Source organism: Ligilactobacillus faecis (assembly GCF_029889745.1).
GTDB lineage: Bacteria > Bacillota > Bacilli > Lactobacillales > Lactobacillaceae > Ligilactobacillus > Ligilactobacillus faecis.
On sequence record NZ_CP123639.1, the window covers coordinates 118,130 to 139,893 of the forward strand.

At 42.0% G+C, this 21,764-nt stretch carries 12 protein-coding genes, 21 tRNA genes, 3 rRNA genes, 1 riboswitch and 1 other annotated feature; of the genes, 3 read left to right on the forward strand and 33 right to left on the reverse strand.

Annotation, left to right across the window (positions count from 1 at the left end; all coding sequences use genetic code 11):
- Window positions 1-30: 30 nt before the first annotated feature.
- From QFX10_RS00540 to QFX10_RS00550, 3 genes are all read right to left on the reverse strand, one after another.
- Window positions 31-1,368 (reverse strand): amino acid permease, encoded by a 1,338-nt coding sequence (locus tag QFX10_RS00540; protein WP_280606346.1) that lies wholly within the window; start codon window positions 1,366-1,368, stop codon window positions 31-33.
- Between the two features lie 137 nt (window positions 1,369-1,505).
- On the reverse strand, window positions 1,506-3,920 hold the full coding sequence (gene leuS, locus QFX10_RS00545) for a leucine--tRNA ligase (protein WP_280606347.1): 2,415 nt from the start codon (window positions 3,918-3,920) through the stop codon (window positions 1,506-1,508).
- Between the two features lie 56 nt (window positions 3,921-3,976).
- Window positions 3,977-4,183 (reverse strand) — a binding site (T-box leader).
- Between the two features lie 47 nt (window positions 4,184-4,230).
- Window positions 4,231-6,243 (reverse strand): LysM peptidoglycan-binding domain-containing protein, encoded by a 2,013-nt coding sequence (locus QFX10_RS00550; RefSeq protein WP_280606348.1) that lies wholly within the window; start codon window positions 6,241-6,243, stop codon window positions 4,231-4,233.
- 295 nt (window positions 6,244-6,538) lie between these two features.
- On the opposite strand from QFX10_RS00550, the gene QFX10_RS00555 reads away from it, so the two are divergent.
- The gene (locus QFX10_RS00555; RefSeq protein WP_280606192.1) at window positions 6,539-7,777 is read left to right on the forward strand and encodes an ISL3 family transposase; all 1,239 of its coding nucleotides are present in this window, start codon (window positions 6,539-6,541) and stop codon (window positions 7,775-7,777) included.
- A gap of 74 nt (window positions 7,778-7,851) precedes the next feature.
- Here the strand turns inward: QFX10_RS00555 and metK are convergent, their stop codons facing one another.
- From metK to QFX10_RS00690, 27 genes are all read right to left on the reverse strand, one after another.
- Window positions 7,852-9,045: a methionine adenosyltransferase gene (gene metK / locus QFX10_RS00560; protein ID WP_280606349.1), complete on the reverse strand. Its 1,194-nt coding sequence runs from the start codon at window positions 9,043-9,045 to the stop codon at window positions 7,852-7,854.
- Window positions 9,043-9,133: riboswitch (SMK box riboswitch) on the reverse strand. Its footprint overlaps the gene before it by 3 nt.
- Before the next feature lie 96 nt (window positions 9,134-9,229).
- A tRNA-Leu gene (locus QFX10_RS00565) sits at window positions 9,230-9,314 on the reverse strand.
- 6 nt (window positions 9,315-9,320) lie between these two features.
- Window positions 9,321-9,393: transfer RNA gene (locus QFX10_RS00570), tRNA-His, on the reverse strand.
- 107 nt (window positions 9,394-9,500) lie between these two features.
- Window positions 9,501-9,573 (reverse strand) — tRNA-Asp (locus QFX10_RS00575).
- A 4-nt stretch (window positions 9,574-9,577) separates the two neighbouring features.
- Window positions 9,578-9,651 (reverse strand) — tRNA-Met (locus QFX10_RS00580).
- A gap of 20 nt (window positions 9,652-9,671) precedes the next feature.
- Window positions 9,672-9,743, reverse strand: a tRNA-Glu gene (locus QFX10_RS00585).
- 9 nt (window positions 9,744-9,752) lie between these two features.
- Window positions 9,753-9,840, reverse strand: a tRNA-Ser gene (locus QFX10_RS00590).
- A 4-nt stretch (window positions 9,841-9,844) separates the two neighbouring features.
- Window positions 9,845-9,918 (reverse strand) — tRNA-Ile (locus QFX10_RS00595).
- Between the two features lie 5 nt (window positions 9,919-9,923).
- Window positions 9,924-9,994 (reverse strand) — tRNA-Gly (locus QFX10_RS00600).
- A 13-nt stretch (window positions 9,995-10,007) separates the two neighbouring features.
- Window positions 10,008-10,080 (reverse strand) — tRNA-Phe (locus tag QFX10_RS00605).
- 7 nt (window positions 10,081-10,087) lie between these two features.
- Window positions 10,088-10,160, reverse strand: a tRNA-Asp gene (locus tag QFX10_RS00610).
- 4 nt (window positions 10,161-10,164) lie between these two features.
- Window positions 10,165-10,238, reverse strand: a tRNA-Met gene (locus tag QFX10_RS00615).
- Window positions 10,239-10,247: 9 nt separating this feature from the next.
- Window positions 10,248-10,337 (reverse strand) — tRNA-Ser (locus tag QFX10_RS00620).
- Window positions 10,338-10,380: 43 nt separating this feature from the next.
- Window positions 10,381-10,454, reverse strand: a tRNA-Ile gene (locus tag QFX10_RS00625).
- Between the two features lie 18 nt (window positions 10,455-10,472).
- Window positions 10,473-10,546, reverse strand: a tRNA-Met gene (locus QFX10_RS00630).
- A gap of 21 nt (window positions 10,547-10,567) precedes the next feature.
- Window positions 10,568-10,641: transfer RNA gene (locus QFX10_RS00635), tRNA-Pro, on the reverse strand.
- A gap of 5 nt (window positions 10,642-10,646) precedes the next feature.
- Window positions 10,647-10,720 (reverse strand) — tRNA-Arg (locus QFX10_RS00640).
- A 15-nt stretch (window positions 10,721-10,735) separates the two neighbouring features.
- A tRNA-Leu gene (locus tag QFX10_RS00645) sits at window positions 10,736-10,821 on the reverse strand.
- 17 nt (window positions 10,822-10,838) lie between these two features.
- Window positions 10,839-10,910, reverse strand: a tRNA-Gly gene (locus QFX10_RS00650).
- Between the two features lie 5 nt (window positions 10,911-10,915).
- Window positions 10,916-10,991 (reverse strand) — tRNA-Thr (locus QFX10_RS00655).
- 59 nt (window positions 10,992-11,050) lie between these two features.
- Window positions 11,051-11,123, reverse strand: a tRNA-Lys gene (locus QFX10_RS00660).
- Between the two features lie 4 nt (window positions 11,124-11,127).
- Window positions 11,128-11,200 (reverse strand) — tRNA-Val (locus QFX10_RS00665).
- 9 nt (window positions 11,201-11,209) lie between these two features.
- Window positions 11,210-11,326 (reverse strand): 5S ribosomal RNA (gene rrf / locus QFX10_RS00670).
- A 71-nt stretch (window positions 11,327-11,397) separates the two neighbouring features.
- A 23S ribosomal RNA gene (locus QFX10_RS00675) occupies window positions 11,398-14,320 on the reverse strand.
- Window positions 14,321-14,522: 202 nt separating this feature from the next.
- A 16S ribosomal RNA gene (locus tag QFX10_RS00680) occupies window positions 14,523-16,087 on the reverse strand.
- Together the 16S, 23S and 5S rRNA genes with 21 tRNA genes alongside form the textbook arrangement of a ribosomal RNA operon.
- Before the next feature lie 458 nt (window positions 16,088-16,545).
- Window positions 16,546-16,938, reverse strand: coding sequence for a CvfD/Ygs/GSP13 family RNA-binding post-transcriptional regulator (locus tag QFX10_RS00685; protein WP_280606350.1), 393 nt, complete (start codon window positions 16,936-16,938; stop codon window positions 16,546-16,548).
- A gap of 16 nt (window positions 16,939-16,954) precedes the next feature.
- Window positions 16,955-17,530 carry a peptidylprolyl isomerase gene (locus tag QFX10_RS00690; RefSeq protein WP_280606351.1) on the reverse strand — a complete coding sequence of 192 codons (576 nt, stop codon included), beginning with the start codon at window positions 17,528-17,530 and terminating at the stop codon, window positions 16,955-16,957.
- Window positions 17,531-17,856: 326 nt separating this feature from the next.
- On the opposite strand from QFX10_RS00690, the gene QFX10_RS00695 reads away from it, so the two are divergent.
- Window positions 17,857-18,864: an NAD(P)/FAD-dependent oxidoreductase gene (locus QFX10_RS00695; protein ID WP_280606352.1), complete on the forward strand. Its 1,008-nt coding sequence runs from the start codon at window positions 17,857-17,859 to the stop codon at window positions 18,862-18,864.
- Between the two features lie 142 nt (window positions 18,865-19,006).
- Window positions 19,007-19,651, forward strand: a complete 645-nt coding sequence (locus QFX10_RS00700) for a VTT domain-containing protein (protein ID WP_280606353.1) — start codon at window positions 19,007-19,009, stop codon at window positions 19,649-19,651.
- Window positions 19,652-19,731: 80 nt separating this feature from the next.
- Here the strand turns inward: QFX10_RS00700 and QFX10_RS00705 are convergent, their stop codons facing one another.
- From QFX10_RS00705 to QFX10_RS00715, 3 genes are read right to left on the reverse strand one after another with little or no spacing between them, the layout of a single operon-like run.
- Window positions 19,732-20,367 (reverse strand): TIGR01906 family membrane protein, encoded by a 636-nt coding sequence (locus QFX10_RS00705; protein ID WP_280606354.1) that lies wholly within the window; start codon window positions 20,365-20,367, stop codon window positions 19,732-19,734.
- Window positions 20,367-21,137: a TIGR01457 family HAD-type hydrolase gene (locus QFX10_RS00710; protein ID WP_280606355.1), complete on the reverse strand. Its 771-nt coding sequence runs from the start codon at window positions 21,135-21,137 to the stop codon at window positions 20,367-20,369. The genes QFX10_RS00705 and QFX10_RS00710 overlap by 1 nt, the downstream gene beginning before the upstream one ends.
- A 7-nt stretch (window positions 21,138-21,144) precedes the next feature.
- Window positions 21,145-21,729 (reverse strand): YutD family protein, encoded by a 585-nt coding sequence (locus tag QFX10_RS00715; RefSeq protein WP_280606356.1) that lies wholly within the window; start codon window positions 21,727-21,729, stop codon window positions 21,145-21,147.
- Between the last annotated feature and the right edge of the window lie 35 nt (window positions 21,730-21,764).

The following is a 21,764-nucleotide window of genomic DNA, read 5'->3' on the forward strand; positions in this document are numbered from 1 at the left end:
GGGTCTTCTATCTCCCTAGACTTGATCATTTTATTCTGTTTTTGCGATAAATTTTGAAGTGATGAACAAGATCACAAACCAGATGATCGCAAAGATAAGCGAAGTCAAAGTACTCTTATCAAAAGCAAGTAAGATCAAGACACCACCAAAAAAGATGATCGTCAAAAAGTTAGTGAATGGGTAAAGTGGCATTGGAAAGACTTTACTTACTTTTTGTGTTTGTTGGCGATATTTATAATGACACCATACTAAAATGATCCAGACAAAAACAAAACTAACTGTTGAAACACCAGAAATGATATCAAAAATACTGCTTGGTAATACATAGTTCAAGATCACGATAACAAATAAGATCGATGAGGAAAAAACAAGTGAACTCACCGGAACGTTCCGATTGCTTACTTTAGCCATCCGCTTAGGAGCTTGGCCACTATTAGCTAAAACAAAAAGAGTTCGACTTGTACTAAAGATCGCACTATTACATGCCGATAGGGCTGCTGTTAAAACAACAAAGTTGATCACGGCAGCGGCGATCTTGATCCCGATCCCAGAAAAGACTTGGACAAAAGGACTGGAAGTCGTTGCGATCTCATTCCACGGGTAGATACACATCAAAACAAACATCGAACCGATATAGAAAAGACCGATCCGTAGTGGCAACGTATTGATCGCCTTTGGAAGATCACTTTCTGGATCAGCTGTTTCCCCAGAGGTCAGCCCAACCATTTCGATCCCTGTAAATGCAAAAATGACCATCGGAAAGGCTGCTAATAACCCGGAAAATCCTTTGGGAAATAGTCCACCATATTCGACAAGATTGCTCAATTGGACTTGATGTCCTCCCACGTTAGCCGATGTAACTAATAAAACTAGCCCCGTTACGATCAAAGCAATGATCGCCATGACTTTGATACTTGAGAACCATGCCTCAAGTTCACCAAAAACACCAACACTGAGCAGATTAAAAGCTAACAAGATCAAAATGATCACTAAAGCTGTGAGCCACTGTGGAATATTAGGAAACCAATAGCGAATATAGATCCCGCTTGCCGTTAGATCTGCCATAGCCAAACTTTCCCAACAAAGCCAATAAGTCCAGCCCACAACAAACTCCCATTTGACTCCAAGATATTCACGTACAAATTCAATAAACGATGACTTCGAAGTGTCTGATAAGATCAATTCACCGATCGCACGCATCATCAAAAAACAAAAAATACCAGCTACTAAATAGGCAATAATAATGGCTGGACCTGCTTTTTGGATCGCACTTCCAGAACCAAGAAATAACCCTGTCCCGATCGCCCCCCCGATCGCGATCATCTGAACATGCCGATGAGTTAGGGCGCGAGATAGTTCGTTTTTCATGCCAGTATACACCCTCTCTAAATTTAAATGTTCCTTTTTTTAACAAAATAAAGAATTATCTCTTATTTTATCGAATTTCACCTAAATTCGCAATTACAAAAAAAATACAGGTATACGCGATACCTGTATTTTAGTTCTTAATTTGCTACGATATTGATCAATTTCCCTGGAACAGCGATCACGCGCCGAAGCGTCTTTCCTGCAAGTTCTTCTTTGACCTTTTCATCGTTTAACGCTATTTCTTCAAGTTGTTCTTTTGTAGCATCGCGAGAAACATTTAATCTCTGACGGATCTTTCCGTTGATCTGAACTACGATCTCTACTGTATCTTCAACAAGTTTCGTTTCGTCATATGTTGGCCAACTAGCATACGCTAAACTTTCTTCATGTCCCAGTTGGTTCCAAAGTTCTTCCGCCATATGTGGCGTGATCGGAGCCAGTAATTTGACTAGTCCTTCAACATATTCAAGCGGTAGTGCTTCAGCTTTGTAAAATTCATTTACTAAGACCATCAATTGTGAGATCGCTGTATTAAAGTGGAGCTTTTCGTAATCTTCAGTTACCTTCTTGACAGTTTGATTATAAACAAGATCAAGATCACCGTCATTGATAGTTGTGATCCGATCACGTAAATGTCCCTCTTCGTCAATGATCAGATTCCAAACGCGATTTACAAATTTGTTGGCCCCATTTAGTCCGTCTTCACTCCAAGCGATCGAAGCATCAAGTGGCCCCATAAACATTTCATAAAGACGTAAAGTATCTGCGCCATATTCTTCGACGATATCGTCTGGATTAACAACATTCCCTTTAGATTTAGACATCTTTTCATGGTTATTTCCAAGGATCATTCCTTGGTTGACCAATTTTTGGAATGGTTCTTTCGTTGGCACGACCCCAAGATCATAAAGGAATTTATGCCAGAAGCGAGCATACAATAGGTGTAACACAGCATGTTCTGCCCCACCAACGTATAGATCGACTGGTAACCACTCTTTTAATTTTTCTGGATCAGCGATGACATCTTTATTATGTGGATCAATGTAACGCAAGAAGTACCATGAACTTCCTGCCCATTGTGGCATAGTGTTAGTTTCTCGCCGACCTTTACGGCCATTTTCATCAACGACATTGACCCAGTCTTCTAGGTTAGCCAAAGGACTTTCTCCAGTTCCAGAAGGTTTGATGTCATTTGATTTTGGCAAAAGAAGTGGTAATTCATCTTCTGGAACAAGTGTTGTTTCGCCATCTTCCCAATGAATGACTGGGATCGGTTCGCCCCAATAACGTTGACGTGAGAAAGTCCAATCTCGGAGACGATAATTGACTTTCTTATCGCCAACATGATGCTCTTTTAACCACTCGATCATCAATTCGATAGCTTTTTCTTTATCTTCTAATCCATCTAAAAAGCCTGAATTGATATATTTTCCTTCACCAGTATACGCTTCTTTTGTGATATCGCCCCCAGCGATCACTTGGATCATTGGGATATCATATTTTTTAGCAAATTCCCAGTCACGAGGATCATGAGCTGCTGAGACCATGACTGCACCAGTACCATAAGAAGCTAAAACATAATCTGCGATCCAGATCGGAACTTTAGCGCCATTAACTGGATCGATCGCATAACTTCCTGTAAAGACACCTGTTTTATCTTTAGCCAGATCTGTGCGTTCAAGATCTGATTTATGAGAAACTTCTTCTAAGTATTTTTCAACAGCTTCTTTTTGGTCAGCTGTTGTTAAAGTTTCAACTAATTCATGTTCTGGTGCGATCGTGATCGCTGATGTTCCAAAGAGTGTATCTGGACGCGTGGTAAAGACTTCAATTTCAGCCTCTTTATCAGCTACTTTAAAATCGATCGTTGCCCCAACAGAGCGTCCGATCCAATTTTTTTGTTGTTCTTTGATCGCTTCAGGCCAGTCTAGATCATCAAGATCATCGATCAGACGATCTGCATAAGCTGTGATCTTTAAGACCCATTGGCGCATTGGCTTGCGAATAACTGGGAATCCACCGCGTTCTGTCTTTCCATCGATAACTTCTTCGTTGGCAACAACTGTGCCAAGATCTGGACTCCAGTTGACTGGGATCTCAGCTTCATAAGCTAGACCACGTTTGTAAAGTTGTTCAAAGATCCATTGAGTCCATTTGTAATATGCAGGATCGGTCGTATTTACTTCACGATCCCAGTCGTATGAAAGCCCTAAAGATTTGATCTGACGTCTAAAGTTATTGATATTTTTCTTTGTAAATTCACGCGGGGAATTTCCTGTCTTTAGCGCATATTGCTCAGCAGGTAGCCCAAAAGCATCCCAGCCCATTGGATGTAAAACATTATAACCTTGCATCCGCTTCATCCGTGAGATAATGTCTGTTGCAGTATAGCCTTCCGGATGCCCAACGTGTAAGCCTTGGCCAGATGGATATGGAAACATATCTAAAGCATAGTAATTCTTTTTAGCTTTATCTTCTGTTGTTTTGAAAGTTTTATGCTCATCCCAGTAGCGTTGCCACTTAGATTCAATTTTTTTGTGATCGTAAGCCATATTGAAAAAAGATCCTTTCTTGAAAATAAAAAAACCTATACGAGAAATAAATTCTCATATAGGACGAAAAATTCCGCGGTACCACCCATTATTCCAACAATCATGTTGACTCTTATCTTCGTAACGTGAAGTCCCGTCTCTGCCTACTTGCATTTCACCAGAAAACTCAAAGGTGAGTTCAAAAAGAAAAGTTACATGCTCACAGCACCGCATGCTCTCTTAAAAACTTTAGCTTTCCTACTATTCCTTCTCAGCGTTCTAATATTTAACTCTTATACTAGCAAAACAGACTCACTAATTCAAGTAGATTTTAGCGTAATTTTAACTTTTGGCCAATATAGATCAGATCCGAAGACAAACTATTCAAAGCTTTGATCCGATCAACTGTCGTAGCATTTTTTGAGGCGATCTTCCATAACGAATCACCAGCTTTGACTGTATATTCAGCTGAATTACTCGAAGTTTGAGTAACCTTATTTTCATTAGAAGCAGCTACTTTTAAATTTTGACCGACATAGATCATATCTGAACTTAGATTATTCAACCGCTTTAATGTAGCTAAAGTCATCTTGTGGGCATTAGCGATCGACCATAAAGTATCACCAGCTTTAACTACGTACCCACTATTAGAAGTTACTTGAGCATTGCTTGTAGTCGGAGTAGTTTTATTGGGAGTCACTTTACTTTCACCAATCGTTTTTAACGTTTGACCAGGTAAAATGAGATCACTATTCAGACCATTCAAAGTTTTTAGTGCTTGTAAGCTCATATTATGCTCACGTGCGATCCGATATAATGAATCACCAGCTTTAACTGTATAAGTTCCTGTCGCTTGTGGTCGTGTTTCTTGCTCAGAAGGTCGTGGCTGACTTTGAGTCTGATTTTGGTTTTGGTTTGATGTTTGCGGTTGACCACTGACTTTTAAGCTTTGACCGACATAGATCATGTTACTACTCAAGTTATTCAAACTCTTCAATGCTTGCACGCTCATCGAGTGGGCTAATGCGATCCGATATAAGTTATCGCCTGCCTTGACTGTATAAGTTCCTGTCGCTTGTGGTCGTGTTTCTTGAGCAGAAGGTTGTGGTTGACTTTGAGTCTGATTTTGGTTTTGGTTTGATGTTTGCGGCTGACCACTGACTTTTAAGCTTTGACCGACATAGATCATGTTACTACTCAAGTTATTCAAACTCTTCAATGCTTGCACGCTCATCGAGTGGGCTAATGCGATCCGATATAAGTTATCGCCTGCCTTGACTGTATAAGTCCCTGTCGCTTGTGGTCGTGTTTCTTGCTCAGAAGGTCGTGGTTGACTTTGAGTCTGATTTTGGTTTTGGTTTGATGTTTGCGGTTGACCACTGACTTTTAAGCTTTGACCGACATAGATCATGTTACTACTCAAGTTATTCAAACTCTTCAATGCTTGCACACTCATCGAGTGTGCTAATGCGATCCGATATAGGTTGTCGCCTGCCTTGACTGTATAAGTCCCTGTCGTTTGGGGTCGTGTTTCTTGCTCAGAAGGTTGTGGTTGACTTTGAACATTATTTTCTGTACTTTGACTTTGCCCACCTATATCATAAGCTGTTAAATTATAAGTCTCGATCACACGGATCAGTTTTTCAGCGTAATCAGGTGCAGTTGCATATGTACCATAAACTCCGTTACGAAGATTATGAGCTGCGATCTGATAATTTGCTGCATTAGCACGAGTCGAATTAGGGAACCGAGAAGTTATTACATTAGCGTAACCATTTAATGATTCGGCATAACTTGAATAACGTTGAAATTTATCATAAACAGTTTGGTACGAACCATTATAATATTCTTGGGTCGGCAACTCGATATATGCACCAGCACCTGACCATTTAACTCCAAACAAATTATAAGCAGAAGTTGAAAGATAACTTCCTCCCCAACCACTTTCAAGTGCTGCTTGTGCGATCATCAAAGAAGCATATAGACCTCTTTGTTGAGCTACTTGTTGTGCAGAACCAGCAATGTTTTGTAAGAATGTTTGAACGTTACTTGCATAAGTTGTAGGAACATTAACAGTTTGTGGTGTAGTAACTGTCGAGACCTCCGAAGACGCAGTTGAAGTAGTGTTATTTGTGTTATTTGTTGTAGTGTTATTCAAACTTGATATATTATTTTGATCAACTTGAACAGTATCAGCTTGAGCTTTTTCTTTATTTAATGAAAAACCTGCCGCCCCCATCAAAAATGTTGTTCCTAAATAAGTTGTCACTCTTTTTACAGAACGAAGGTTTTGTGATAATAGCTGTTGCTTTTGACTATCGATCCGCTGCTTTCTGCTTTTCAAAGCTTCTCCTCCTTACAATTTTAAATAATTACTAAAATAATAAAAACTATACTTCGATTATATATTCAAAAGACTTTTGATGCTAGCTTTTTCACTCACCAAGTAAGAGTTTACATTTCTTGCAAATAAAAATGAGCGTCCTTCTTACAGGCGCTCATTTAAAATATTTAGGGTATACACTTTCTGGTATGGATGAAAAATTCCATACCAGTTTTTTTGCGCAAAAAAAAGGACATTTAATGCCCTCTCATTATACAATGAATTCACCACAAACCACGTAAAGGAGAGAATTTAAATGTCCCATAACGATTGTATACTAAAACTTCTAAATATTAAAGACCCTAATCTCAAAGTTATTGATGTTATCGATAATTTAAATAATGGCACAGAGAAATTAGTTTTGATCAAAGCTGTACTATCTTATCCTATCAGCCGTTGTCGAAATTGTGGCTTTGCCACTGTTAATAAAAATGGTTTCGCTAAAGCTCACGTACGTTTACCAAGTTTAAACGGTATACGTTATGAAATGATCCTTCATAAACAACGCTATCAATGTAAAAATTGTCGCACAACTTTCGGTGCGACCTCTGAATTGACTAAGCCTAATCAAACTCTTTCTCGTAAACTAAAAAATCAGATCATGTTATTAGCTAGGGAAGGTTTGAACGGTGAACTTATCGCTCGCATCTGTCATTGCTCTGCTAGTAGTGTTCGAAGAACTATTGTCGAACGGATCAAACCTCAATATCGAGTACCTGTTTTGCCCAAGAATCTTTGTTTTGATGAATTTCGTTCGATTAAAAATACAACTTCTTTTATCTGTTGTGATGCACAAACTCATAGGTTAGTTGCTAAACTCCCAGATAGACTATCTTCTACCATTATCAATTATTTTGAAAATCGTTACTCAAAGTTTGAACGTGATCAAGTGGAATCGGTCGTCATTGATTTAAACGCTCAATACCAGCGTTTCATTCGACGACTTTTCCCGAATGCCAAGATTATTATTGATCGATTTCATATCGTTCAGCTAGCCGGACGTGCTTTAGACAGTTGTCGAATCGCTCTCACTAGGTCGCTCAATAAGCATAGTCGAGAATATAAGATCCTCAAATCACAGTGGCGTTTATTCCATAAAAAATCTGATGAGATCGACCCTAAAAATGTTGTCTATCTTAGGGGAATCAATGAATATATGACTCAACAGAATGCGATCGACTTGATCATCAATAAATTTTCTAAATTCAAAATAGTTTATCAGACTTACCAAGATATTACCTTAGCTTTGAAGAATAAAGACATTACTACTTTGAATGAGGTTCTTGATAGTTATGAGCGCACCAATACAGAGATGGATACGACCATTCGTACTTTCCGTAAAAATCGCAGCTATCTAATAAATAGCGTAACTTCAATATATTCCAATGGTCCTTTGGAGGGTATCAATCGAAAGATCAAACTCTTAAAACGAAGTTGTTACGGTTTTGCTAATCAACAATTTTTCTTTTTACGAATTGATTGTATATTTGCGTAAAAAAACACTCCCCACAATTCTATTGTAGGAAGTGTTTGTAGGAATATCCATATCAGTTGACGGATACCCAATATTTATGCTAAACCTAATTCTTTGTTTAAGCTGTCTACCTTATCTGTCTTTTCCCATGGGAGCTCGATATCCGTTCTTCCAAAGTGACCATAAGCAGCAGTTTGCTTATAGATCGGACGACGTAGATCAAGCATCTCAATGATCCCGGCTGGACGTAGATCAAATATTTTTCGGATCGCTTCAACTAAACGTTCATCACTTACTTTAGAAGTTCCAAAAGTATCAACTGAGATCGAAACTGGTTGAGCTACACCGATCGCATAGGCGATCTGAACTTCAACTCGAGAAGCGATCCCAGCTGCAACGATATTTTTAGCGATATAGCGCGCAGCATAACTAGCAGAGCGATCAACTTTTGTGGCATCTTTTCCAGAAAAAGCCCCACCACCGTGATGTGCAAAACCTCCATAAGTATCTACAATGATCTTACGACCAGTTAATCCAGCATCACCTTGAGGTCCGCCGATCACAAAGCGTCCGGTCGGATTAATAAAGTATTTCGTTTTTTCATCTAACAACTCGGCTGGTATCTCTTGCGAAATAACTTTTTCTAACATATCTTGACGGATCTGATCAAGTTCAACATCTTCGCTATGTTGTGTAGATAATACAACTGTATCAACACGAACTGGTACACCGTTATCATCGTATTCGACCGTAACTTGAGCTTTAGCGTCAGGTCCTAAATAACTTAACTCGCCAGTTTTACGAACTTGTGCGATCTTACGCATCAAACGATGACTTAAGGCGATCGGTAATGGCATCAATTCTGGCGTTTCATTGATCGCATAACCAAACATCAACCCTTGATCTCCGGCACCGATTTGATCTAACGGATCAGTTTTGCCCTCTTTGGTTTCAAGAGCATTATCAACGCCCAGAGCAATATCAGCTGATTGTTCATCGATAGCCGTTAAGACAGCACAATTATCTCCGTCAAAGCCGTATTTTCCATCCGTATAGCCGATTTCCTTGATCGTATCACGAACGACTTTTTGAATATCAACATATTTACTTGTCGATATCTCACCAACAACAACTACAAGACCTGTTGTAACTGTTGTTTCTGCCGCTACACGCGCATTCGGATCTTTTTCTAATAATGCGTCTAAGATCGCATCACTGATTTGATCAGCAATTTTATCTGGATGTCCTTCAGAAACTGATTCTGATGTAAATAAATGTCTTTCTGACATTCTTGATTCCCCCATTTCATCATTTGTGGTTACAAGGCATCTTCACTAGATAGTGAATCCTATCGGGAATGAGTGAGTTGTAACGTTTTAATTCTATCACAAGCAGAGCCTGAGTCAACTTATTATTATTACATAAAAAAAGGACAAGGGTGAGTTTCCTTGTCCTTTTTAGAATATATATGAATACCGGTGATCGGGGTCGAACCGATACGTCCTCAACGGACACTGGATTTTGAGTCCAGCGCGTCTGCCAATTCCGCCACACCGGCATCAAAGGCGATAGATGGGGATCGAACCCACGCGTGCCGGAGCCACAATCCGGTGCGTTAACCACTTCGCCACTATCGCCATCACAATAACTTAATTATACTAAAAGTCCCTAGTATTGTAAAATAAAATTTTAGCAACTTCCATAAAAAAAGCTACCTTACGGCAGCTAAAATATAAAGTCACAACGGTCCTAACCGGATTTGAACCGGTGATCTCCTGCGTGACAGGCAGGCGTGATAACCCCTACACCATAGGACCATAATTGCGGGAGCAGGATTTGAACCTACGACCTTCGGGTTATGAGCCCGACGAGCTACCAGACTGCTCCATCCCGCGATAATGAAAAAATATTTAAATGACCCGTACGGGATTTGAACCCATGTTACCGCCGTGAAAGGGCGGTGTCTTAACCACTTGACCAACGGGCCATAATTCAACGGAGAAGGAGGGATTTGAACCCTCGCGCCGTGTTACCGACCTACACCCTTAGCAGGGGCGCCTCTTCAGCCACTTGAGTACTTCTCCAAGATGGGCCTAAGTGGACTCGAACCACCGACCTCACGCTTATCAGGCGTGCGCTCTAACCAGCTGAGCTATAGGCCCATATAAGCGGGTGACGAGAATCGAACTCGCGACAACAGCTTGGAAGGCTGTGGTTTTACCACTAAACTACACCCGCATAAATTCTTAAATGGCGCGGGACGGAATCGAACCGCCGACACAAGGAGCTTCAATCCTTTGCTCTACCGACTGAGCTACCGAGCCATATTAACGGTCCTAACCGGATTTGAACCGGTGATCTCCTGCGTGACAGGCAGGCGTGATAACCCCTACACCATAGGACCATAATTGCGGGAGCAGGATTTGAACCTACGACCTTCGGGTTATGAGCCCGACGAGCTACCAGACTGCTCCATCCCGCGATAATGAAAAGGAGGATAAGAGATTCGAACTCTTGCGTGGTTTGACCCACCTGACGGTTTTCAAGACCGTTCCCTTCAGCCATACTTGGGTAATCCTCCATAAATAATTGTTACATACTCTGATCCAATGAAAAAGATCATATGGACCTTGTAGGACTCGAACCTACGACCGGACGGTTATGAGCCGTCTGCTCTGACCAACTGAGCTAAAGGTCCGAGGCACTAGTACGTAAATCGCGGCGGAGGGGATCGAACCCCCGACCTCCCGGGTATGAACCGGACGCTCTAGCCAGCTGAGCTACACCGCGATATGGTGAACTTTCGTCCAATCGGGAAAACAGGATTCGAACCTGCGACCCCCTGGTCCCAAACCAGGTGCTCTACCAAGCTGAGCTATTTCCCGATATATGCACCCAGCAGGAGTCGAACCTGCAACCTTCTGATTCGTAGTCAGACACTCTATCCAGTTGCGCTATGGGTGCATAATATTAAATTAATGCCGAGGACCGGAATCGAACCGGTACGGTGATCACTCACCGCAGGATTTTAAGTCCTGTGCGTCTGCCAGTTCCGCCACCCCGGCAAGATCTTAATGATCTAAGCGGAAGACGGGATTCGAACCCGCGACCCCCACCATGGCAAGGTGGTGTTCTACCACTGAACTACTTCCGCATTAATGGTGCCGACTAGAGGATTCGAACCTCCGACCCTCTGATTACAAATCAGATGCTCTGCCAGCTGAGCTAAGTCGGCGCTAAACAAGCGACTTAATTATTCTATAACATTTATAAAATATTGTCAAATGTTTTTTATGAGTCGTGACAGGCTCGAACTGTCGACCCTCTGATTAAAAGTCAGATGCTCTACCGACTGAGCTAACGACTCATGATGGAGGATACAGGGCTCGAACCTGTGACCCTCTGCTTGTAAGGCAGACGCTCTCCCAACTGAGCTAATCCTCCATAATGATAGCGTGGCAACTTCCTACCCTCGCAAGGGGCGATCCCCTAACTACTCTCGGCGTGACAAAGCTTAACTTCTGTGTTCGGAATGGGAACAGGTGTAGCCTTTGTGCTATCGCCACCACACTTATTTTTTGAGAACCTTGTTCTCTCAAAACTAGACAATATCTTCTCTTCTCGAAAACTGCGTTTTTGACTTGGTTAAGTCCTCGACCGATTAGTAATGGTCCGCTCCATGCGTCACCGCACTTCCACTTCCATCCTATCTACCTGATCATCTCTCAGGGGTCTTACTTCCATAAAGGAATGGGAAATCTTATCTCGAGGTGAGTTTCGCACTTAGATGCTTTCAGCGTTTATCTCATCCATACATAGCTACCCAGCGATGCCCTTGGCAGAACAACTGGTACACCAGCGGTATGTCCATCCCGGTCCTCTCGTACTAAGGACAGATCCTCTCAAATTTCCTACGCCCGCGACGGATAGGGACCGAACTGTCTCACGACGTTCTGAACCCAGCTCGCGTACCGCTTTAATGGGCGAACAGCCCAACCCTTGGGACCGACTACAGCCCCAGGATGCGATGAGCCGACATCGAGGTGCCAAACCTCCCCGTCGATGTGGACTCTTGGGGGAGATAAGCCTGTTATCCCCAGGGTAGCTTTTATCCGTTGAGCGATGGCCCTTCCATGCGGAACCACCGGATCACTAAGCCCGACTTTCGTCCCTGCTCGACTTGTAGGTCTCGCAGTCAAGCTCCCTTATGCCTTTACACTCTGCGAATGATTTCCAACCATTCTGAGGGAACCTTTGGGCGCCTCCGTTACCTTTTAGGAGGCGACCGCCCCAGTCAAACTGCCCACCTGACACTGTCTCCCATCACGATCAGTGATGAGGGTTAGAGTGTTCATACAACGAGGGTAGTATCCCACCAGCGCCTCGATCGAAACTAGCGTTCCGACTTCAACGGCTCCTACCTATCCTGTACAAGTTGTACAAACACCCAATATCAAGCTACAGTAAAGCTCCATGGGGTCTTTCCGTCCTGTCGCGGGTAACCCGCATCTTCACGGGTATTATAATTTCACCGAGTCTCTCGTTGAGACAGTGCCCAGATCGTTACGCCTTTCGTGCGGGTCGGAACTTACCCGACAAGGAATTTCGCTACCTTAGGACCGTTATAGTTACGGCCGCCGTTTACTGGGGCTTCAATTCTGAGCTTCGCACCCGAGGGTGCTAACCCATCCTCTTAACCTTCCAGCACCGGGCAGGCGTCAGCCCCTATACTTCATCTTACGATTTTGCAGAAACCTGTGTTTTTGATAAACAGTCGCCTGGGCCTATTCACTGCGGCTGCACATTGTGCAGCACCCCTTCTCCCGAAGTTACGGGGTCATTTTGCCGAGTTCCTTAACGAGAGTTCTCTCGCTCACCTGAGGCTACTCGCCTCGACTACCTGTGTCGGTTTGCGGTACGGGTGGTCTGATCCTAACTAGAAGCTTTTCTCGGCAGTGTGACATCGATCACTTCGCTACTTTAATTTCGCTCCCCATCACAACTTGTCCTTAAGCTAAAAAGCATTTGACTCTTTAACAGACTTATTGCTTGGACGTGCATATCCAACAGCACGCATCTCTAGCCTCCTGCGTCCCTCCATCGTTCAAACAGATCAGACCAGTACAGGAATCTCAACCTGTTATCCATCGCCTACGCCTCTCGGCCTCGGCTTAGGTCCCGACTAACCCTGGGAGGACGAGCCTTCCCCAGGAAACCTTAGTCATACGGTGGACCAGATTCTCACTGATCTTTCGCTACTCATACCGGCATTCTCACTTCTAAGCGCTCCACCAGTCCTTACGGTCTAGCTTCGTTGCCCTTAGAACGCTCTCCTACCATGCAACTAAGTTGCATCCACGATTTCGGTAATGTGTTTAGCCCCGTTACATTTTCGGCGCAGGATCACTCGACTAGTGAGCTATTACGCACTCTTTAAATGGTGGCTGCTTCTAAGCCAACATCCTAGTTGTCTGTGCAATTCCACATCCTTTTCCACTTAACACATATTTAGGGACCTTAATCGGTGGTCTGGGCTGTTTCCCTTTCGACTACGGATCTTATCACTCGCAGTCTGACTCCCGGATATAGATCTGTGGCATTCGGAGTTTATCTGAATTCAGTAACCCAAGACGGGCCCCTAGTCCAAACAGTGCTCTACCTCCACGATCCTTAACTCCGAGGCTAGCCCTAAAGCTATTTCGGAGAGAACCAGCTATCTCCAAGTTCGTTTGGAATTTCACCTCTACCCACACCTCATCCCAGCATTTTTCAACATACACGGGTTCGGTCCTCCAGTGCGTCTTACCGCACCTTCAACCTGGACATGGGTAGGTCACCTGGTTTCGGGTCTACGTCAACGTACTCAAACGCCCTATTCAGACTCGCTTTCGCTACGGCTCCGGCCTTTTCGCCTTAACCTCGCACGCTAACGTAACTCGCCGGTTCATTCTACAAAAGGCACGCCATCACCCATTAACGGGCTCTGACTACTTGTAGGCACATGGTTTCAGGAACTATTTCACTCCCCTCCCGGGGTGCTTTTCACCTTTCCCTCACGGTACTGGTTCACTATCGGTCACTAGGGAGTATTTAGCCTTGGGAGATGGTCCTCCCGGATTCCGACGGAGTTTCACGTGTTCCGCCGTACTCAGGATCCTGAACTGAGGAAACGAAGTTTCGCTTACAGGGCTATCACCTTCTCTGGCTGATCTTCCCAGATCATTCAACTACTTCGTTTCTTGGTAACTCAAATGTTCAGTCCTACAACCCCAAGAAGCAAGCTTCTTGGTTTGGGCTGTTCCCTTTTCGCTCGCCGCTACTCAGGGAATCGAATTTTCTTTCTCTTCCTGCGGGTACTTAGATGTTTCAGTTCCCCGCGTCTACCTTCAACTGAGCTATGTATTCACTCAGCGATAATAGGCGATAAAACCTATTGGGTTTCCCCATTCGGAGATCTCCGGATCACAGTTTACTTACAACTCCCCGAAGCATATCGCAGTTAGTCACGTCCTTCATCGGCTCCTAGTGCCAAGGCATCCACCATGCGCCCTTAATAACTTAACCTAAATTATCTTACGATAATGGTTATGAGTTTAGCGATACAAACTAATTTGTTTTAAACTCTTTAAAACGCGGTGTTCTCGGTTATTTTAATTAACAAAGAAATAAAAGATATTATCTAGTTTTCAAAGAACAAGTTTGAGAGTAGACCTCTCAAAACTAAACAAAGTTTCAGATAAAGTGCAGGTTTCCGTAATATCCTTAGAAAGGAGGTGATCCAGCCGCAGGTTCTCCTACGGCTACCTTGTTACGACTTCACCCCAATCATCTGTCCCACCTTAGACGGCTGGCTCCAAAAGGTTACCCCACCGGCTTTGGGTGTTACAAACTCTCATGGTGTGACGGGCGGTGTGTACAAGGCCCGGGAACGTATTCACCGCGGCATGCTGATCCGCGATTACTAGCGATTCCGACTTCATGTAGGCGAGTTGCAGCCTACAATCCGAACTGAGAACGGCTTTAAGAGATTTGCTAAACCTCGCGGTCTTGCGACTCGTTGTACCGTCCATTGTAGCACGTGTGTAGCCCAGGTCATAAGGGGCATGATGATTTGACGTCATCCCCACCTTCCTCCGGTTTGTCACCGGCAGTCTTGCTAGAGTGCCCAACTAAATGCTGGCAACTAACAACAAGGGTTGCGCTCGTTGCGGGACTTAACCCAACATCTCACGACACGAGCTGACGACAACCATGCACCACCTGTCATTCTGTTTCCGAAGAAAAAGTCCTATCTCTAGGATTGTCAGAAGATGTCAAGACCTGGTAAGGTTCTTCGCGTTGCTTCGAATTAAACCACATGCTCCACCGCTTGTGCGGGCCCCCGTCAATTCCTTTGAGTTTCAACCTTGCGGTCGTACTCCCCAGGCGGAATGCTTATTGTGTTAACTGCAGCACTGAAGGGCGGAAACCCTCCAACACTTAGCATTCATCGTTTACGGCGTGGACTACCAGGGTATCTAATCCTGTTTGCTACCCACGCTTTCGAACCTCAGCGTCAGTTACAGACCAGAGAGCCGCTTTCGCCACTGGTGTTCTTCCATATATCTACGCATTTCACCGCTACACATGGAGTTCCACTCTCCTCTTCTGCACTCAAGTCTCCCAGTTTCCAATGCACTACTCCGGTTAAGCCGAAGGCTTTCACATCAGACTTAAAAGACCGCCTGCGTTCCCTTTACGCCCAATAAATCCGGATAACGCTTGCCACCTACGTATTACCGCGGCTGCTGGCACGTAGTTAGCCGTGGCTTTCTGGTCAGATACCGTCGAAACATGAACAGTTACTCTCATGCACTTTCTTCTCTGACAACAGGGTTTTACGATCCGAAGACCTTCTTCACCCACGCGGCGTTGCTCCATCAGGCTTTCGCCCATTGTGGAAGATTCCCTACTGCTGCCTCCCGTAGGAGTTTGGGCCGTGTCTCAGTCCCAATGTGGCCGATCAACCTCTCAGTTCGGCTACGCATCATTGCCTTGGTAAGCCTTTACCCCACCAACTAGCTAATGCGCCGCGGGCCCATCCGAAAGCGGTAGCCGAAACCACCTTTCACATAAACACCATGCGGTGTTCATGGTTATGCGGTATTAGCACCTGTTTCCAAGTGTTATCCCCCTCTTTCGGGCAGGTTGCCCACGTGTTACTCACCCGTTCGCCACTCAACTCTTTATCGGTGAGTGCAAGCACTCGGTGATAAAGAAGTTTCGTTCGACTTGCATGTATTAGGCACGCCGCCAGCGTTCATCCTGAGCCAGGATCAAACTCTCAATTTAAAGTTTGTGACTCTTTATTTTTACTAGCGAATTGACTTCGCAAAATGTTTATTTGCTCTTATCGCTTAGATAAGAGACCCTGCACATTTGCTTATCGAAACTTTGTTCAGTTTTCAAAGATCTACTTGATAGATACAATCAACATAATCATTATATCATATCATCAATTATCTGTCAAAAACTTTTTAAAATATTTTTAAGAAGTTTTTTCAGACGACTTATTTATCTTATCAAAAGCATTAACTCTTGTCAATAAGAAAATAATTTATTTGTTATGCTGTAACAAGTCAGCTTAAATATAATATCATGTGATCAAACTCAATGTCAACATCTTTTTTAATTATATTTTTGATAACTGCTCTGCATCAGCAACTTTTATAGTATAACAAGCTTTTATAACTATCGTCAATAATTTTTTTCAAAAAAAGTAGAAATTAAAAAATTTCTACTTTTTGATCTTATTTACCTTTTGAAATATCAGCCAAAGCCTCATCGACCCAATGATCTAACCGCTGTTTGATCGGCGTAAATCCCTCATATACATGGCGGCTTGTCCAATATTTTTTATGTTGATAACGAGTGTATTTAGGTTTAGAAAAATCAAACGGCTTTTCCAAGCACCTGACAGAAAGAGAGATCTTTTTAGTATATTCATCAATATCAATGATCATTACCTTGATCTTTTGCCCGACTTCTAAATACTTCTGGATATCTTCAACAAAGCCATGATGACACTCTGAAATATGGATCAAGCCTTGAGTCTCTTCATCTAAGGCAACAAATGCACCATATGGCTGGATACCTGTCACTCGCCCTTCAAGTACCATCCCGATCCGATAATCTATTTCCATAATCTATCCCATATCCTTATATGATCTCGATCGTTTCGATCACGACATCTTTTTTAGGTTTATCTCCCCAACCAGTCTTGACCATGGCGATCTTATCTACTACATCCATCCCAGAGACAACTTGTCCAAATACTGTATGGCGCCCATCCAACCAAGGCGTACCACCATTTTCATATGTTACGACCACTTCTTCAGGATAGACCTGTTTAACTTGTTCTAACATATCTTGTGCCAACTTTTTATTTTGTACGATAAAGAACTGGCTTCCATTTGTATTAGGACCTGCATTCGCCATAGAAAGCGCCCCGCGCACATTAAATAATTCTTGCGAGAACTCATCCTCAAATTCTTTTCCATAAATACTTTTACCGCCCATCCCTGTACCAGTTGGGTCACCCGTTTGGATCATAAAATCTGCGATCACACGATGAAAAATGACCCCATCGTAATAACCTTTCTTAGCTAAAGAAACGAAATTTTCGACTGCTTTGGGAGCATATTGTGGAAATAGCGCAACTTTGATCGTCCCTAAATTAGTTTTGATCGCAGCATCTGCTTTTAACTTTTGCGGTTCTGTTTGTATATATTTCATGTTATATAGGTAAAGTCTAAAGGTCTTCCATATAGCAAACAAAGATCAAGAAAGTTTACCTTGCTCCTTCTCTTTTTTTAGTTAGATATTATATTATCTACTTTAGACATTTCTTTCTTATAGATATGACATCATAACGTATCTTACTATAATGTTTTTAAATTGGCTAGTTTTGTTCTTAGATAAGTCCTACCTATCTTTTGAAAATACCTAAAGAGTATTGCCACATTTTTTTTAGTTAGCTATCATTAAGAATGGATCACGTATCTCTTAAATATGTATGGTCTTTATTTTTAGAAGTAATGACCTTATGAAAGGATAAAGCTATGACACAACCAGAATACTATGACATTACGATCATCGGCGGAGGTCCAGTCGGCATGTTTGCCGCAACATATGCCCGCATGCGTCTTGCTAAGACCCAGATCATCGAAAGTTTAGATCAATTAGGCGGTCAAGTCGCTACACTTTTTCCAGCTAAAAAAATTTATGACATCCCTGGTTATCCAGCTATAACGGGCGAAGAGCTCATCTCTAATTTAAAACAACAGTTAGAGACTTTTGCCCCAGATATTTTTTTAGGTGAGACAGTTCAAAGTTTTGTTAAAACTTCGGCTGGATTTAAGATCACAACTTCCAAACGTATAACATACTCTAAAACGATCATTATCGCTACCGGTGCTGGAGCTTTTGAACCACGCAAACTCACATTAGAAAATGCTACTTCTTTTGAAGGAAGAAATTTACATTATTTCATCAAAGATCCTAGTATTTTTCAGGGACAAGACATCGCGATCGCAGGCGGAGGGGATTCCGCGATCGATTGGGCCCTTGAATTGGTTCCTAGCGTCCGCTCGCTCCACCTTATCCATCGACGCGATAAATTCCGAGCACTTGAAGCTAATTTAGAAGCGCTTAAGCAAACTAAGACTAATTTTCAAACACCTTACTTGATCGCTGATCTTTCACAAGTCGATAATAAATTAAAAATGCAACTAAAAAGTAAAACAGCTCCACAAAAAGAAATTTATGTCGATCACTTGCTTGTAAATTATGGTTTCACTTCTGATCCTAAACTGATCAATTCTTGGGATCTTGCTTTACACCAACGTGAGATCCAAGTCAACGATCAACATGAAACATCGCTTGCACAAGTTTATGCGATCGGCGATATCGCCTATCACCCAGGAAAGATCAATTTAATCGCAACTGGATTTGGAGAAGCACCTAGTGCAGTTAACAATGCACTCTTAGCGATCTATCCTGAAAAACGCCAGCCTGCCCATAGCACACAATTGATCAAAAAATTCAAAGCTGAAAGTGATAAACCTTAGAGCGTTTCCTCATAATTTGTAGTATATTATTGTATAGAGGTGCGAAAGTCAAATCGTGGGCTCCTCAACGATCAAGCGTTAAAACACGAAAGGAATAATGTTTTTGGACTTTCACTTCCCACAAAAAACATTATAGTTGCATATGTCGTTTTTAATTGATTTTATTTTACACATCGATGCCCATCTAGTTGAGATCGTCAATACTTTTGGTAACTGGACTTACTTGATCTTATTTGCGATCATCTTTATCGAAACTGGTGCAGTCATCATGCCTTTCTTACCTGGCGATTCTTTGCTTTTTGCCGCTTGTGCGATGGCCGCAAATCCTGAATATCACTTAAATGTTTGGGTCTTTGTCTTTCTCTTTTGGTTTGCTGCTGTCGCCGGCGATTCGCTAAACTTTTTTATCGGGCAAAAAATCGGTCAGCGTTTGACCAGACATGCTTTTTTTGGTCGTTTTATCAAAGAAAGCGACCTCAAACGAACTGAGGCCTTTTTCGAAAAACATGGTGGGATCGCGATCTCCCTAGCACGATTTATGCCGATCATTCGGACGATGTCTCCGTTTGTTTACGGCGGTAGTGGTGGTAAATACAACATTTTTATTCGCTACTGTATTTTAGGGGCTACAGCTTGGGTCATCTTATGCTGTGGTGGTGGATATTTCTTTGGAAACTTCCCTGTTGTCAAAGAACATTTCTCTCTGATCATTATCGGGATCATTTGTGTTTCTCTCATTCCCGCGATCGTAGGGGCTCTTCATTCAAAATTTTCTAAAAATAAATAAAAATCATAGACAGTTTGGTACTGTTCTATAACTCAAAAAAAGTAGCTTGAAAACTAATTTTAGTTTTTCGAGCTACTTTTTTATGAAAGCTGTTTTAACTGTTTTTTCCCAAGATAGAGGAAAAAAAGTAGTATCCCTACAAAAAGGACGATAAATAGAACAAAGCAAGCTAAGAAAAAATCACTTGGCAAGACTAAGATGATCGGATCGATCTGGGGATCAAAGATCCAATTTTGCTCGGTAAATAAGAGCTTGTGAAAAAAGACAAAAAAACGTTCAAAGTCTAAAACTAGACAAACTAAAATAATACTTAAGACATAAAGACATAAAACGATCTTTTGCCGTAAGATCCAAACCTTTTTTTGCTTGATCAAATTTGTCAAATAATACCAAGTTGGAACTGTTGTTATAAACAACAAACTATAATTTATTAAGAAAAGGCGTTTTACATCCTCAAAATGTCGCATCGCATCATAAGAGATCGAAATATCCAAAGTCAGTTTTGAGATCCAAGGATAATTTAAATATGCTAATAACGTCTGATACATCTGTTTTAAAGTGACAGACGATAAATCAAGCAATGAAGCCAACTGTTCATGTTCAACAAACCACCAGTACAATGGACGAAAATTGATCGTGAAGGCAATACAAAAGGTGATGATCCAAAGTAACGTCATCGTCTGGTAAAAAAATTCAGTCGCTCGAACTTTTACCATTAGATCTCGATCTCAGCAAGAGAATCTAACTCGTATGTCGGTTTGATCTCTTTTGTGGCTACTTGCTCTTTAGTTGAGACACCTGTATATACAAGGATCGTATCGATCCCACAATTTATCCCAGCTTGGATATCTGTCATATAGTTATCACCGACCATCGCAACTTGTTCTTTAGTCAGACCCATTTTTTGCAATGCCTTATCCATGATGATCGCTTCTGGTTTACCAATATACTTGGCTTTCATTTGCGTAGCACACTCTACCAATGCGATCACCGAACCTGCCCCAGGCACAAGCCCACGTTCATTTGGTAAATTGGTATCTGCATTAGTCCCGATAAACTTCGCTCCACGTTTGATCGCAAGTGTCGCTAATTCAAATTTATGGTAAGTTACATCATAATCTAGACCAACTACGACATAATCTGGAGTCACTTCCTCAAAAGTAAAACCTTTAGCTAATAATGCTTGCTTCAAGCCAAGTTCACCGATCACATAAACCGTCTGTTTCTTAGCAGTCAGATCATGTAAGTAATCCGCCGTTGCCAAAGCTGACGTATAGATATTATCGACTGTCACATGAATATCAAAATTTTTGGCTAAATTAGCAACTACTTTTTCTGGCGTCTGCGTACTATTGTTAGTCACAAATAAAAATGGGATCTCTTTAGCTTGCAAACGTTCAATAAAATCTTTAGCCGCCGGGATCTTTTCCTTTCCCCGATAGATCGTTCCATCTAGATCGATCATATAGCCAGCATACTTTTTCATAAATAAACTACCCCTTATTTTGCTTTTGCCTGATCGTAAAACGACGCTTCTTCGTTTTTACTTGATCGGCAATATATTTTTTGCTTGTATCACGTTGTTTTTTCTGCGGTTCAAAAATTTTTTGTGACGTATATGCCTTTTGTATTTTTGATTTTTTATTTTTTCGACGTTTACGCGTCGGTTTAGAATTTTTAGCTTTATTAGGTGTAACTGGTGTTTGGACATCTAAATTTTTCAAAACAAAATAGGCACAACCAAAATTACAATATTCATATAAATAATCTTGTAAGCGTTCGATCCTTTGAGCGGGTGTTCCTTTTGTACTTTCAGTCGCATAAAAACCGCGTAATCTTAATTGATCATAGCCCCAATCGCCGACAATATAATCATATTTAGTCAAGATCTGACTAAAACGTTCTTTTAACTTTTCAACTTCAAACCCATTGCGGTAATTTTTTTCTAAAACATATGGATGACCATCGATCAAGATCTGGGTCGGACTTTGAACTATGATCTCACTTGCAAATGCTCGGATCGTCTCAGCTTTTTTGGCTAATTGTGCTTCGCGACGTTCTTTTTTTTCACTATTCACTCCTGATCACTATACAAAATTATTGCATAGCCCCT

Bases quoted from the DNA above. Each gene is read 5' to 3' on its own strand.
- metK (WP_280606349.1), bottom strand. From the start codon at position 9,045: ATGTCAGAAAGACATTTATTTACATCAGAATCAGTTTCTGAAGGACAT.
- QFX10_RS00710 (WP_280606355.1), bottom strand. From the start codon at position 21,137: ATGAAAAAGTATGCTGGCTATATGATCGATCTAGATGGAACGATCTAT.
- QFX10_RS00540 (WP_280606346.1), bottom strand. From the start codon at position 1,368: ATGAAAAACGAACTATCTCGCGCCCTAACTCATCGGCATGTTCAGATG.
- QFX10_RS00690 (WP_280606351.1), bottom strand. From the start codon at position 17,530: ATGAAATATATACAAACAGAACCGCAAAAGTTAAAAGCAGATGCTGCG.
- QFX10_RS00555 (WP_280606192.1), top strand. From the start codon at position 6,539: ATGTCCCATAACGATTGTATACTAAAACTTCTAAATATTAAAGACCCT.
- leuS (WP_280606347.1), bottom strand. From the start codon at position 3,920: ATGGCTTACGATCACAAAAAAATTGAATCTAAGTGGCAACGCTACTGG.
- QFX10_RS00705 (WP_280606354.1), bottom strand. From the start codon at position 20,367: ATGGTAAAAGTTCGAGCGACTGAATTTTTTTACCAGACGATGACGTTA.
- QFX10_RS00700 (WP_280606353.1), top strand. From the start codon at position 19,007: ATGTCGTTTTTAATTGATTTTATTTTACACATCGATGCCCATCTAGTT.
- QFX10_RS00695 (WP_280606352.1), top strand. From the start codon at position 17,857: ATGACACAACCAGAATACTATGACATTACGATCATCGGCGGAGGTCCA.
- QFX10_RS00685 (WP_280606350.1), bottom strand. From the start codon at position 16,938: ATGGAAATAGATTATCGGATCGGGATGGTACTTGAAGGGCGAGTGACA.